General features: G+C 67.3%; 13 protein-coding genes. 12 read left to right on the top strand and 1 reads right to left on the bottom strand.

Annotation, left to right across the window (positions count from 1 at the left end; translation table 11 throughout):
• Positions 1–143 precede the first annotated feature (143 nt).
• From N8I71_RS19230 to N8I71_RS19190, 9 genes are all read left to right on the top strand, one after another.
• Positions 144–515 (top strand): MerR family transcriptional regulator, encoded by a 372-nt coding sequence (locus N8I71_RS19230; protein WP_262879678.1) that lies wholly within the window; start codon positions 144–146, stop codon positions 513–515.
• A 147-nt stretch (positions 516–662) separates the two neighbouring features.
• Positions 663–1,064, top strand: a complete 402-nt coding sequence (locus N8I71_RS19225) for a MerR family transcriptional regulator (protein ID WP_262879656.1) — start codon at positions 663–665, stop codon at positions 1,062–1,064.
• Between the two features lie 39 nt (positions 1,065–1,103).
• On the top strand, positions 1,104–2,879 hold the full coding sequence (locus tag N8I71_RS19220) for an acyl-CoA dehydrogenase C-terminal domain-containing protein (RefSeq protein ID WP_262879655.1): 1,776 nt from the start codon (positions 1,104–1,106) through the stop codon (positions 2,877–2,879).
• Positions 2,879–3,091, top strand: coding sequence for a hypothetical protein (locus N8I71_RS19215; protein WP_262879654.1), 213 nt, complete (start codon positions 2,879–2,881; stop codon positions 3,089–3,091). Before N8I71_RS19220 ends, N8I71_RS19215 begins: the two co-directional genes overlap by 1 nt.
• A 315-nt stretch (positions 3,092–3,406) precedes the next feature.
• Complete coding sequence (locus tag N8I71_RS19210; RefSeq protein ID WP_262879653.1) at positions 3,407–4,042, top strand: glutathione S-transferase family protein; 636 nt, start codon at positions 3,407–3,409, stop codon at positions 4,040–4,042.
• Positions 4,043–4,069: 27 nt separating this feature from the next.
• Positions 4,070–5,281, top strand: coding sequence for an acetyl-CoA C-acetyltransferase (locus N8I71_RS19205; protein ID WP_262879652.1), 1,212 nt, complete (start codon positions 4,070–4,072; stop codon positions 5,279–5,281).
• A gap of 5 nt (positions 5,282–5,286) precedes the next feature.
• Entirely contained in the window at positions 5,287–5,718 is a 432-nt protein-coding gene (locus N8I71_RS19200) for a hypothetical protein (RefSeq protein WP_262879651.1), read from the top strand.
• Positions 5,715–6,167, top strand: a complete 453-nt coding sequence (locus N8I71_RS19195; protein WP_262879650.1) for a hypothetical protein — start codon at positions 5,715–5,717, stop codon at positions 6,165–6,167. The genes N8I71_RS19200 and N8I71_RS19195 overlap by 4 nt, the downstream gene beginning before the upstream one ends.
• A gap of 80 nt (positions 6,168–6,247) precedes the next feature.
• Complete coding sequence (locus N8I71_RS19190) at positions 6,248–8,452, top strand: 3-hydroxyacyl-CoA dehydrogenase NAD-binding domain-containing protein (RefSeq protein WP_262879649.1); 2,205 nt, start codon at positions 6,248–6,250, stop codon at positions 8,450–8,452.
• A 92-nt stretch (positions 8,453–8,544) separates the two neighbouring features.
• Here N8I71_RS19190 and N8I71_RS19185 read toward each other — a convergent pair whose 3' ends face one another.
• The gene (locus N8I71_RS19185) at positions 8,545–8,901 is read right to left on the bottom strand and encodes a hypothetical protein (RefSeq protein ID WP_262879648.1); all 357 of its coding nucleotides are present in this window, start codon (positions 8,899–8,901) and stop codon (positions 8,545–8,547) included.
• 208 nt (positions 8,902–9,109) lie between these two features.
• On the opposite strand from N8I71_RS19185, the gene N8I71_RS19180 reads away from it, so the two are divergent.
• From N8I71_RS19180 to N8I71_RS19170, 3 genes are all read left to right on the top strand, one after another.
• Complete coding sequence (locus N8I71_RS19180; protein ID WP_262879647.1) at positions 9,110–10,492, top strand: winged helix-turn-helix domain-containing protein; 1,383 nt, start codon at positions 9,110–9,112, stop codon at positions 10,490–10,492.
• Between the two features lie 91 nt (positions 10,493–10,583).
• A complete protein-coding gene (locus tag N8I71_RS19175) occupies positions 10,584–11,252 on the top strand; it encodes a hypothetical protein (protein WP_262879646.1) in 669 nt (222 codons plus the stop codon).
• Between the two features lie 146 nt (positions 11,253–11,398).
• A complete protein-coding gene (locus N8I71_RS19170) occupies positions 11,399–13,033 on the top strand; it encodes an AMP-binding protein (protein ID WP_262879645.1) in 1,635 nt (544 codons plus the stop codon).
• Positions 13,034–13,049: the final 16 nt, after the last annotated feature.

Genomic DNA, 13,049 nt, shown 5'->3' with positions numbered 1-13,049 from the left:
CCGTCCCTGGTTCGCGTCTTTCCCAAGACATCGCGCCGCGCGCCGGGAGGCGCAAGCGGAACGTGACGGCGCGCCGGCTTCTTGGCAGGGGCCCGGACGGGGTGCTAGCCTTGGGTCGCCAGGGATGGAAACGAGTGCAGGCAATGTCCGAGGAGCGGCTGGATTTCAAGGCGATGTGCGCGCGCTTCGACGTGACGCCCCGCACGCTGCGCCACTACGAATACATCGAGCTGCTCGCCCCCGAGCGCGAGGGCCGCGCGCGTTACTACGGCGCCCGCGAGATCGCGCGCATGACCCTGATCCTGCGCGGCCGCCGCTTCGGCTTCAGCCTCGAGGAGATCCGCCAATGGCTGGAGCTCTACGACCGCGATCCCGAAGGCAGCATCCAGCGCGAGGTCTGGCTGAAGATGGCGGACCGGCAGCTCGAGGAGCTTCGCGACCGGCGGCGCGAACTGGACGAGATCATCTCCGAACTGGAAGCCCTGCGCACGGCCACGGCCGACAGCAGGGCCTGAGACGGCCCTCCCCGAAGGCCAGGCGCGGCGCGCCCTCAAAGTGACGCAACGTTCTCTTTACGTAAACGTCATCTTGTCTTGAATCATGGCGTTCGCGTCGGCAAATACCCTGCCACCCGGACCGAGGATTCCGATTTGGACACCGACATGACCGAAGAGACGATGACCATCCGCGAGATGTGCGACGCGTTCGACGTCACGCCCCGCACGCTGAGATTCTACGAGGCCAAGGAGCTTCTTTTCCCGATCCGCGACGGACAGAAGCGCCTGTTCACGCGCCGCGATCGTGGCCGCCTGAAACTGATCCTGCGCGGCAAGCGCTTCGGTTTCTCGCTCGAGGAGATCCGCCAGCTTCTCGATCTCTATTCGCCCGGCGACCGGCAGGCGATGCAGCTGGCCGCCACCCTCGACGTCGCGCGCGAGCGGCTGGTCGACATGGAGCGCCGCCGCACCGAGCTGACGCAGGCGATCGACGACCTGAAGAACCAGATGGACATCGTCGAGGACATGCTCTCCTCGGCCGGCCGCGTCCGCGACGCGGCGGAGTAAGCGCGCCCAAGGGCGTGGACAGACGGGAGAATCGAGAACATGCCGAGTTACACCGCTCCGACGAAGGACATGCAGTTCATCCTGCACGACGTGCTCAAGATCACCGACGCCGGCATCGCCGGGTACGACGAGCTGGACCGCGACTTCACCGCCGCGATCCTCGAGGAAGCCGGCAAGATCAGCGCCGAGGTGCTGGCCCCGCTCAACGCCGTGGGCGACGCCCAGGGCTGCCGGATGGAGAACGGCGTGGTCTACACCCCCGATGGCTTCAAGGACGCCTTCGCGCAGATGAAGGACGGCGGCTGGCCCGGGATCGACATGCCGACCGAGTTCGGCGGCATGGGCCTGCCCTACATCATGAACACTGCCGTCGGCGAGATGTTCTCGTCCGCCAACCAGGCCTTCACGATGTACCAGGGCCTGACCCATGGCGCGGCCTCGGCCATCCTGACCCACGGCTCGGAGGACCAGAAAGCGACGTTCCTGCCGAAGATGGTGTCCTGCGAATGGACCGGCACGATGAACCTGACCGAGCCCCATTGCGGCACGGATCTGGGACTGATGCGCACCAAGGCCGAGCCCCAGGGCGACGGCACCTACCGCATCACCGGCCAGAAGATCTTCATCTCGGCGGGCGAGCACGACATGGCCGAGAACATCATCCACCTCGTGCTGGCCAAGATCCCGGGCGGACCCGAGGGCATCAAGGGCGTGTCGCTCTTCATCGTGCCGAAGTTCCTGGTGAACGCGGACGGCAGCCTGGGCGCGCGCAACGGCGTCGCCTGCGGCAAGATCGAGGAGAAGATGGGCATCCACGGCAACTCGACCTGCGTGATGAACTACGACGGCGCCACGGGCTGGCTGCTGGGCGAGGCGCACAAGGGCATGCGCGCGATGTTCACCATGATGAACGAGGCCCGTCTCGGCGTCGGCATGCAGGGCCTGGCACAGGCCGCCGTCGCCTTCCAGAACGCGCTCGACTACGCCCGCGACCGGCTGCAGGGCCGCGACATCACCGGGCCGAAGAACCCCGACGGGCCGGCCGATCCGCTGATCGTGCACCCCGACATCCGGCGCAACCTGATGGAGCAGAAAAGCTTCGTCGAGGCGGCACGCGCCTTCCTCCTGTGGGGCTCGACCCTGATCGACCGCGCCCACCGCGAGAAGGACGCCGATGCCGACGGGCTCGTGTCGCTCCTGACCCCCGTCATCAAGGGCTTCCTGACCGACAAGGGCTACGACATGACCGTGCAGGCCCAGCAGGTCTACGGCGGGCATGGCTATATCGAGGAATGGGGCATGTCGCAGTTCACCCGCGACGCCCGGATCGCGATGATCTACGAGGGCGCCAACGGCGTGCAGGCGCTGGATCTCGTGGGACGCAAGCTGACCCAGGACGGCGGCAAGTACGTCATGGCCTTCTTCGACCTCGTGAAGGGCTTCGCGAAGGAGAACGCCGAGGTCGACGGCATGGCCGAGTTCCTCGAGCCGCTGAAACGCGCCTCGAAGGACCTGCAGGCGGCGGGCATGTACTTCATGCAGGAAGGCATGAAGAATCCCAACAACGCGCTCGCCGGGTCGACCGATTTCATGCACCTCTTCGGGCATGTCTGCCTCGGGCTGATGTGGGCGCGGATGGCGCGCGCCTCGCTGCAGGCGCTGGCCGATGGCACCGACGACCCGGTCTTCCACGAGACCAAGCTCGCCACAGCGCGCTTCTACATGGCACGGCAGCTGCCGATGACGGCGACCCATCTCGCGCGCATCCAGTCGGGCGCGGGCCCGGTCATGGCGCTCGACGCGGCGAACTTCTGATGCCCAAGCGCCTGCGCCTGACCCGTCGCCCCAACATCGCGATGAGCGAGGACGGCTACCGCCGTCTTCGCCGCCTCGCCGAGGAGGCCGGTCTCGACGAGGGCGAATTCCTGTCCTTCGTGTTCGAGCACTGGGGCAGCGTCATCAACGAAGAGAAGTTCATCGCCCGCATCCGCCTGTTCAATTCCGAGCTGGAAGAGCGCAAACGGTAGAGGGCGACACGGGATGAAGAAGGAAGAGATGCGTATTTGAGGAAAGATGAAGGAGATCGGCGCCCCTGCCGGACCGAGTGTTCCCCTTGACCTCCGGAGGTCGCGGAGCGCTGCACTGAACGGCAGGGGCGCCTTCACCTTTCGCGGTCATCGGCTCGCCAGCCTGTACCGCGTCCTGACGATGGCACGTTAACCTTAACGAGAGGTTATGAGCCTTCATCTTTCTTCAAATACGCAATTGCGGCACCCCCCACGGGCGTGCCGCACATTCGTCGGGGCAGCAACCCCGGACGGGACGACGGGAGGCGGACCAACATGACCAACACGCTTTATTGCTTCGGCGAAAGCGGCAATGCCTACAAGGCGGCGCTGGCGCTGGAACTGGCCGGGATCGACTGGACGCCGCGCTTCGTCGACTTCTTCAACGGCGAGGCGCGCAGCCCGGAATTTCGGGCGCTGAACCCGATGGGTGAGGTGCCCGTCCTCGACGCCGACGGCACGATCATGACCCAGTCGGGCGTGATCCAGGACTGGGTGATGGACGAGACGGGCAAGCTCTGCGGTGACGACTCCGCAGCGACCCGCCGCGAGATCCTGCGCTGGACGATCTTCGACAACCAGAAGGTCTCGGGCGTGGCCGGTCCGTTGCGGTTCCTGATGAACTTCCTGCCCGAGGACAAGCGGCCGGCGGAAGTGATCGGGTTCATGGCCGGACGCCTGAAGGCCGCGCTGCAGGTGCTCGAGGGCGAGGTCGCCTCCCGCGACTGGCTGGTGGGCGACGGCCTGACCTGCGCCGATATCTCCTGCGCGGGATACCTCTACTACGAGGAGCCCTTCAGCTTCGATCGCGCGGACTACCCGGCGATCGACGCCTGGCTCTCCCGCATCGCGGCCACGCCCGGCTGGAAGCACCCCTACGACTTGATGAGCCGGGCCTTCCCGCCCGCGTGACAAGACACCGACCAGAGGACATCCCCGATGACCGACGCCTATATCTACGACGCGATCCGCACGCCCCGCGGCAAGGGCCGCAAGGACGGCGCCCTGCAAGAGGTGACCGCCGCGCGGCTTTCGGCCTTCACGCTCAACGCGCTGAAGGACCGGAACGATCTCGACGGCCATGCGGTCGAGGACGTGATCTGGGGCAACGTCACGCAGGTCGGCGAACAGGGCGGCTGCCTCGCGCGGACCGCCGTTCTCGCCTCCAACCTCGACGAGCGCATCCCGGGCCTCGCCATCAACCGCTTCTGCGCCTCCGGGCTCGAGGCCGTAAACCTCGCCGCGAACCAGGTGAGGGGCGGCGCCGGCGCGGCCTATATCGCGGGCGGGGTCGAGATGATGGGCCGCGTCCCCATGGGCTCGGACGGGGCGGCCATCGCCGTCGATCCCTCGATCGCCATGGAAACCTATTTCGTCCCGCAAGGCATCTCGGCCGATATCATCGCGACCGAGTACGGCTTCTCCCGCGACGACGCGGACGCGCTCGCCGTCGAGAGCCAGAAGCGCGCGGCGAAGGCCTGGGAAGAGGGCCGTTTCGCGAAGTCCGTCGTGCCGGTGAAGGACATCAACGGCCTGACCATTCTCGACCGAGACGAATACATGCGGCCCGGCACCGACATGCAGTCGCTCGGCGCGCTGAAGCCGTCCTTCAAGGACATGGGCGAGCAGATGCCCGGGTTCGACGCCGTGGCGTTGATGAAATACCCGCACCTGGAGCGGATCGAGCACATCCACCACGCCGGCAATTCCAGCGGAATCGTGGACGGGTCGGCGGCACTCCTGATCGGGAACCGGGAATTCGGCGAGAAACACGGCCTTACGCCCCGCGCCCGCATCCGGGCCACCGCCAAGATCGGCACCGACCCGACGATCATGCTGACCGGACCCGTTCCGGCGACGCAGAAGATCCTCGCCGACAGCGGGATGGGGATCGGCGACATCGATCTCTTCGAGGTGAACGAGGCGTTCTCCTCGGTGGTGCTGCGCTTCATGCAGGCTTTCGACGTCGACCACGACCGCGTCAACGTGAACGGCGGGGCCATCGCCATGGGCCATCCGCTGGGGGCCACCGGCGCGATGATCCTCGGCACGCTGCTGGACGAGCTGGAGCGCACCGGCAAGGGCACGGGCCTCGCCACGCTCTGCGTCGCGTCAGGCATGGGGGCCGCCACGATCATCGAGCGTGTGTGACCTCGATGGGCACGGAGGCCATGCGCATCTACCAGGAATTCCTCGACGTCACGGCCGCGGCGCTGCTCGCGCGGGACGCCGAGGCCTTCCTCGCGCGTGTCTTCCTGCCGCATGTCATCGTCACGGATGCCGGCACCTTCGAAGTCGCGGACGCCGCGACCGCGCGGCGCCATTTCTTCGGCTTCGCCGACGCGCTTCTGTCGCAGGGCACGGATTGCTACGCGCGCATCGCGAAGCAGGCCGAATTCGACGGGCCGGACCGCATCCATGGCCGGCACGAGGCGGCGATCACCGCGGGCGGCAAGCTCGTGGCGCCGCGCTTCGAGAACGAGACCGAACTCAGGCTCCGGGACGGCGTCTGGGGTTCGTCGCGGACGCGGCATCATACGCGGTTCGTCGCCTGGCCCGACATCCTGCCGAGGACGGACAATTCATGACCCAGACCGCCGGCGAGATCTACCAAGGGTTCCTCGACGCCGTGTCGCACAAGATGATGGCGCGGGACTACGCGGCGGTTGCGGCCGGCATGTGCTATCCCCAGACCATCGAGACCGAGGACGGGCTCGTGAGTTTCGACGGCCCCGGGATGATGGAAGAGGCCGCGGCGTCCTTCGGGGCGTTCCTCGGCCGGATGGGCGCGACGGAATATCATCGCATCTGCGACCGCGCCGACTTCGCCGGCGGCGGCACCGAGATCGAGGGCGAGCACGTGACCTACATCCTGCGCGGCGGCACGTTTGTCGTGCCCCCCTACCGCAACCGGATGTTCCTTCGCTTCGAGGACGGAGCATGGCGGGGCGCGGGGATCGCCTCGGCCGTGCGGAATCGCAACTGCTCGATCCTGTCGCAGGAACAGCTGCGCGCGGCGCGACCGAGACCGGAATGATCGCGCGGAACGGAACATAGACGGGGCCGCGCGACCGACGCGCACCCCATTTCACGGACAAGCCACGAAAGGATCGCCAGATGACCGATTTCACCATGAAGACCGATGCGGACGGTGTCGCCGTCATCACCTGGGACGTCGCGTCGAAATCCATGAACGTCCTGACCCGCGAGGCCTTCGCCGAGGTCGACGGCCTGATCGACGCGGCATTGGCCGACGAGGCCGTGAAGGGCATCGTCATCACCTCCGGCAAGGAGACCTTCGCGGGTGGCATGGATCTCAACACGCTCGCCGTGATCCGCGAGGAGGCGGGAGAGGACCCGGCGCAGGGCCTCTTCGACTTCACGATGAACGGCCACCGGATCCTGCGGAAGCTGGAGCGCGCGGGGATGGACCCCAAGACCAACAAGGGCGGCAAGCCCGTGGTCTGCGCGATCACCGGCACCTGCGCGGGCATCGGAACCGAGATCGCGCTGGCGTGCCATCGGCGCATCGCGGCGGACAATCCCAAGGCCAGGATCGGCCTGCCCGAGATCCTTGTCGGCATTTTCCCCGGTGGCGGCGGCACGACGCGCTACGCGCGCATGGTGGGCGCCATGGCGGCAGCCCCGGTCCTGCTCGAAGGCAAGATGCTCGACCCAAGGAAGGCGAAGGGCGCGGGGCTCGTGGACGAGGTCGTGCCAGCGGGAGAGCTTCTGGCACGGGCCAAGGAATGGGTGCTGAACGCCACAGACGCCGACATCGTGAAGCCCTGGGACCAGAAGGGCTGGAAGATGCCGGGCGGCGCCCCCTACCACCCTGCGGGCTTCATGACCTTCGTCGGAGCCAACGCCATGATCAACGGCAAGACCAAGGGCGTTTACCCGGCCGCCAAGGCGCTTCTTTCGGCGGTCTACGAGGGGGCGCTGGTTGATTTCGACACCGCGCTGAAAATCGAGGCGCGCTGGTTCACGCATGTGCTGATGAACCCTTCGTCCTCGGCCATGATCCGGTCGCTCTTCGTCAACAAGGAGGCGCTGGAGAAGGGCGCGAACCGGCCCGCCGTCCCCGACCAGCGCGTGAAGAAGGTGGGCATCATGGGCGCGGGCATGATGGGCGCCGGCATCGCCTATGTCTCGGCCAATGCAGGGATCGAGGTCGTCCTGATCGACCAGGAGCAGGCGGCGGCGGACAAGGGGAAATCCCTGTCCGAAAGCCTGCTCGACAAGGGCATGAAGCGCGGCAAGGTCACGGCGGAGAAGAAGGACGAGGTCCTGGGCCGCATCACCGCGACCACGGATTACGCCGCACTCGCGGGCTGCGACCTGATCGTGGAGGCCGTCTTCGAGGATCCGCGCATCAAGGCGGAAGTCACGAAGAACGTGCTGAAGGCGGTGCCCGGGGACTGCATCTTCGCCACCAACACCTCCACCCTCCCGATCACCGAGCTGGCGAAGGCCAGCGACAAGCCCGAGCAGTTCATCGGCATCCACTTCTTCAGCCCCGTCGACAAGATGGCGCTGGTGGAGATCATCCGCGGCGCCGCGACAGGCGACCGGGCCGTGGCCAAGGCGCTCGACTACGTGCGCCAGATCCGCAAGACGCCGATCGTGGTGAACGACGCACGCTTCTTCTACGCCAACCGCTGCATCCTTCCCTACGTCAACGAGGGCGTGCGCATGGTGCAGGAGGGCGTCGCGCCCGCGCTCATCGAGAACGCGGCGAAGCTCGTGGGGATGCCGCTCGGCCCCCTGCAGCTGACCGACGAGACCTCGATCGACCTCGGCGCCAAGATCGCGCGGGCGACGAAGGCGGCGATGGGCGAGGCCTACGACGACAGCGCGGACGAGCTCATCTTCTGGATGGAAGGCGAGGGCCGGCTCGGCCGCAAGGCCAAGGCGGGCTTCTACAGCTACGACGAGGCGGGCAAGCGGCAGGGCCTCTGGGAAGGTCTTGGCGAGCGCTATCCACTGGCCGCCGAACAGCCCGACCTGACCGAGGTGCAGCACCGCCTCCTCTTCGCACAGGTGCTGGAAGCCGTGCGCGCGCTGGAGGAAGGGGTGCTGACCGACATCCGCGAAGGCGACGTGGGCGCGATCCTCGGCTGGGGCTTCGCGCCGTGGTCGGGCGGCCCGTTCTCCTGGCTCGACATGCTGGGCGCAGCCTATGCCGCCGAACGCTGCGACGCTCTGACGGCGGCCTACGGCCCCCGCTTCGCCTGCCCCGCGCTCCTGCGCGAAATGGCCGAGAAGAACCAGAGCTTCTACGGCCGGTTCGGCAAGGGCGTGGACAGCAAGGCTGCGTGAATCGAGACCGCCCGGATCGCTCTCACACAATCCGGGCGGTTCCGCCATGCCGCAGGAAGAGGTGATCCCGGCAACCGGCGGATATCGCGGCTTCAGATGCAGAAGCCGCAGGCCATCGGCGCGCTGAAGCGCATCCGGTCATCGAGCGCGAGTTCAGACATCGCCTCGCCGGTCCAGTCGAAGGGCAGGTGCGCGATCGACACCGCATTCGCGCGGGCCGCGTAGAACAGGCTTTCCAGATAGGCCTCGCCGGGGGCTTCGAGGACGACGTAGTGGGTGTCGCCATGCGCGAACGCGTCCACCTGCTCTGTCTTGAGGCTCGCCAGAAGCGCGTCGCTGACGGTGGGCAGCGGGGCGGTCAGCTGCACGAGGAACTGGTCGGCCTGAGCCGTGCCTGCAAGAGCGGAGACGGCGGCGAGGGCTGCGAGGGCGGTCTTGATGGGGGTCATCGGTCTGGTCCTTTTGTTCGGCTTCGGGGCCAAGGTGGGTCCGGGCGTTGTGGACTTGCCGCCCGGGATGGGGAAACAATGCCCCCGCGCGGTGCCGCCGTCCTGAAATCGGTCTGAAATGATCCTGAAATCTTCCGAAACCATGCGTCTAGGCGCGGCCCGGTTCGACACCGGGACCGGTCGTCTACGGAATGGGGACGGACAGGAGGTGACGCTCAGGAACCAGTCGCAGAAGGTCCTTGTCTACCTGCTGGCCCATGTCGGGCAGGTGGTGGAGCGCGACGATATCATCGGCCATGTCTGGCCGCAGAAATTCGTCAGCGACGACAGTCTTGCACAGTGCATTCGGGACATCCGCCTTGCGATCGGGGACGCCACCCGCGAGGTTCTGGAAACCGTGCCCGGCCGCGGCTTCCGCCTCCATGCCGAGACCGAGGCCCCGGCCCGACCGCCGAGCCCCGTTCCAACGCTTCTGATCGACGAGATCACCGGCGGGGAGCAGAACGAGGAGGTACGGGCGCTGGCCGGAATGATCCGGGAGGACATGCTGGAGTTCACGGCACGGCGGAAGGGCGTGCGCGTCACCTCCAATCCGCGCCATGCCGAGACCGCTGACTACACGATGTCGGGAAGCGCGCGGCAGGTCGGCAACGCAATCCGCGTTTTCCTGTCGCTCGAGGCCGCCGACGCCGACGAGGGGCAGATCTGGTCGGAGAGCTTCGAGGTCGCCGGGGAAACGCTGGCGGTCTGGTCGCGGCGCATCGCGCGAAAGGCGACGAACGTGCAACGTGTCAGCGCGATCGCGGGTTTCGGACGGCGGTTCGCGGGTCACGCCGACGCGGAACTGGACCTGCAGCAGCTTCTGGCCAAGGCCGCCTATCGCTACGCCAGGATCACCGTGGCCGACACGGCGGCGGCGCGCAGGACACTTGAACATGCTGTCGAACGCTATCCCGAAAGCCCCATGGCGTTGGCCATGCTGGCAGCGACGAGCGTCCACATGCTGCCCCATACCCCGGTATCGGAGGCGCGGACCGAGGCCGAGAGCGCCATGGCGCTGGCCGAGCGCGCCGTCTTCCATGGACCCGAGATCGACTACGCCTTGCGCACGCGGGCCAATATCAGGTTCTGGATGCAAGGCGATCTCGCCGGAGCCCGCGCCGATTGCGAGACGGCGTTCCGGATCACGCCGAACTACCAGATGGCCCATGTCCTGATGACCGAGATCGAGCTTTTCGAGGGCGACCATGCCGCCGCCCGCGCGCGGATGGACCGGTTCCTGGTCGTGGATCCCGCCCTCCCGCAGTTCTTCTTCTTCCGTTCCCTGCAGGCGTTGTTCGCACTTCTCGAGGGCGACACGGCCAGCGCCCGTGCGTATGCATCGGAAGGATACCGCATCGCGCCATGGTCGGACTGGTGCCTCCTCGTGCACGCGATGGCCCATGCGGGCGACGCGTCGCTGGAAACGCCGGAGATGCGGTCACGCATCGCCGCATCGCGGATCGGGGCGGACGCGTTGCGCGACCTGCCCATCACCGATGCAGCCCTCCAAGAGCGACTGGTTGGCCTCGCGCGGGACGCCGGGGCCTAGCCGCCAGGCGGACCGGAACCAAATTCCTGCCACTTTGCCCTGCTAGCAGCCGGCGGACGCACCGCAGGAACCACCGAGGACCGCGCCCGGCATGTTCGACGAGGGGACAAAGACCACGCTCTTTTTCGTCGCCGCAGCCGCCTTCATCTTCACGATGGCCGGCGAGCGGAACGCGCCGCGCGCCGAGCTGGCGACCGCGGTCGAGACCGCGCGCCTTCCCTCCCTTCCCCTGACCGCCGCGCCGGGCGGCGCCCCCGCCCAGACCAGCGTGGCCGCGATGCGGGTCGAGCTGGGCGACGGCTTCGAGGCGCGGCTGTTGCATGGCTACGTTCTCGAAGGCCGCGTCGTGACCCGGCGGGAGTATCGCCGCGACGCGACCAGCGCGGTCTCGCCGCTCGATCTCGGCATCGTCTGGGGCGACCTGGCCGAGCCGGGGCGCGCGGATGCCATCGCGTTCCGCGCCGTGCCGCGCGGCGTGAACTATCGTCCCGGCCCCGAGGCGGTCCTGCCCGCGGACTGGGAAGAGCAGATCACCAACAACCACCTGATCCCCGCCGACGCGGCGGTGAACGCGGCGCTGATGGCCGTGGAAATCGGCCAGCGCATCCGCATCCGCGGCTACCTCGTGGCGGTGACGGGCGACGGGATCGCGCCCTGGCGCTCCTCGACGCGGCGGGACGACAATACGATCATCGGCGGATGCGAGATCATCCTCGTGACCGGGGTCGAGGTTCTCCCGCCCGAAGACGGGTCGGCCTGACGCCCGCCCGCGCCCTTTCCTTGCCCGAGCCGCAAGCCGCACCGCGCGGGACAGCTGCGCGGCATTCGCGCCCTCTGCCCTTTCCTTTTCTTGCGCGTCGCGCCATGTCTTGACGAAGATTCTTGCGCTGTGAAGGAGGGGGCCAAATGGGCTGGATGAAGGATGAAACCGGACTGGAGAAGCGGCCGGCGAATTTCGTGCCGCTGACCCCCCTGTCCCACCTGATCCGCGCCGCGCGCGTCTTTCCGCAGCGCGATGCCGTCGTGGATCGCGGCTTCCGCACCACCTACGCCGAGCATCATGCGCGCGTCACCCGCCTCGCCTCGGCGCTGGCCAGGCGCGGGGTGGCGCCGGGCGACGTGGTCGCGGCCGTCCTGCCCAACACCTACCCTCATGTCGAGGCGCATTGGGGCGTGCCCGCGTGCGGCGCGGTCCTCAACTCCATCAACGTCCGGCTGGATGTCGGCACGATCTCCTACATCCTCGACCATGGCGAGGCGAAGATCGTCCTGTGCGACACCCAGTTCCTCGGCGTCGTCGAGGCCGCGCTGAAGGAGATGGAGGCCGAGGAGTTGCCCCTGATCGTGGAGGTGCCCGACGAGGCGGCGGGCTACCACGCCTCGGGCCGTCACATCACCTATGAGCAGCTCCTGGCCGAGGGCGACGCGGATTTCGCCTGGATCATGCCGGAAGACGAGTGGGAGAGCATCGCGCTCAACTACACGTCCGGCACGACGGGGCGGCCGAAGGGCGTCGTCTACCACCACCGGGGAGCGTATCTCATCACGCTCGGGACGCCGATCTCGTGGCGGATGACGCTTTATCCCACCTACCTGACGATCGTGCCGCTCTTTCACTGCAACAACTGGTGCCATGTCTGGACCATGCCCGCGGTGGGCGGCACCACCGTCTGCTGCCGCGACATCACCGCAAGCGCGATCTACGACGCCATCGCGGACGAGGGCGTGACCCATTTCGGCGGCGCGCCCATCGTGCTGAACATGATCGTCAACGCGAAGGAGAACGAGCGGCGGAGTTTCAATCATACCGTCGAGGTCTTCACCGCCGGCGCGCCGCCCGCCGCCGCCACGCTGGCCGCCATCGAGACGATGGGCTTCAACGTCACCCAGGTCTATGGTCTGACCGAGGTCTACGGACCCGCGACGGAATGCACCTGGCAGGAGGACCGCTGGGGCGAATTGACCGGGGCCGACCGCGCGGCGGTCAAGGCGCGGCAGGGCGTGGCCTTCCCGAACATGGACCACATCACCGTCATGGACCCCGTCACGATGGAGCAGATCCCAATGGACGGTGCCGCACTGGGCGAGATCATGATGCGCGGCAATTCGACGATGAAGGGCTACTACAAGAACCCGCGCGCCACGAACGAGGCCTTCAAGGGCGGCTATTTCCACACCGGCGACATCGCGCTGCAGCACCCCGACAGCTACATCCAGATCGCCGACCGCGCGAAGGACATCATCATCTCGGGCGGCGAGAACGTCTCCTCGGTCGAGGTGGAGGGCGCGCTGATGCATCATCCTGCGGTCCTGCTCTGCGCCGTGGTGGCCAAGGCCGACGAGAAATGGGGCGAGGTGCCCTGCGCCTTCGTCGAGCTGAAAGAGGGCGCCGAGGCGACCGAGGAGGAGATCATCGCCTTCGCCCGGCAGCGGCTGGCCGGGTTCAAGACGCCCAAGCGCGTGGTGTTCCGGGAGTTGCCCAAGACATCCACCGGCAAGATCCAGAAATTCGAGCTGAGGAAGGCAGCGGCCGAGATCTGAAGGCGCGTCATCTTCG

Source organism: Roseicyclus sediminis, assembly GCF_025515305.1.
In the GTDB taxonomy this organism is placed as follows: Bacteria; Pseudomonadota; Alphaproteobacteria; order Rhodobacterales; family Rhodobacteraceae; genus Roseibacterium; species Roseibacterium sediminis.
This window is presented reverse-complemented; position numbering and strand designations above follow the sequence as displayed.

Excerpts from the sequence above, each read along its gene's own strand:
- N8I71_RS19170 (WP_262879645.1), top strand. The coding sequence starts at position 11,399 with ATGGGCTGGATGAAGGATGAAACCGGACTGGAGAAGCGGCCGGCGAAT.
- N8I71_RS19175 (WP_262879646.1), top strand. The coding sequence starts at position 10,584 with ATGTTCGACGAGGGGACAAAGACCACGCTCTTTTTCGTCGCCGCAGCC.
- N8I71_RS19220 (WP_262879655.1), top strand. The coding sequence starts at position 1,104 with ATGCCGAGTTACACCGCTCCGACGAAGGACATGCAGTTCATCCTGCAC.
- N8I71_RS19210 (WP_262879653.1), top strand. The coding sequence starts at position 3,407 with ATGACCAACACGCTTTATTGCTTCGGCGAAAGCGGCAATGCCTACAAG.
- N8I71_RS19185 (WP_262879648.1), bottom strand. The coding sequence starts at position 8,901 with ATGACCCCCATCAAGACCGCCCTCGCAGCCCTCGCCGCCGTCTCCGCT.
- N8I71_RS19195 (WP_262879650.1), top strand. The coding sequence starts at position 5,715 with ATGACCCAGACCGCCGGCGAGATCTACCAAGGGTTCCTCGACGCCGTG.
- N8I71_RS19215 (WP_262879654.1), top strand. The coding sequence starts at position 2,879 with ATGCCCAAGCGCCTGCGCCTGACCCGTCGCCCCAACATCGCGATGAGC.
- N8I71_RS19205 (WP_262879652.1), top strand. The coding sequence starts at position 4,070 with ATGACCGACGCCTATATCTACGACGCGATCCGCACGCCCCGCGGCAAG.
- N8I71_RS19200 (WP_262879651.1), top strand. The coding sequence starts at position 5,287 with ATGGGCACGGAGGCCATGCGCATCTACCAGGAATTCCTCGACGTCACG.
- N8I71_RS19230 (WP_262879678.1), top strand. The coding sequence starts at position 144 with ATGTCCGAGGAGCGGCTGGATTTCAAGGCGATGTGCGCGCGCTTCGAC.
- N8I71_RS19190 (WP_262879649.1), top strand. The coding sequence starts at position 6,248 with ATGACCGATTTCACCATGAAGACCGATGCGGACGGTGTCGCCGTCATC.
- N8I71_RS19225 (WP_262879656.1), top strand. The coding sequence starts at position 663 with ATGACCGAAGAGACGATGACCATCCGCGAGATGTGCGACGCGTTCGAC.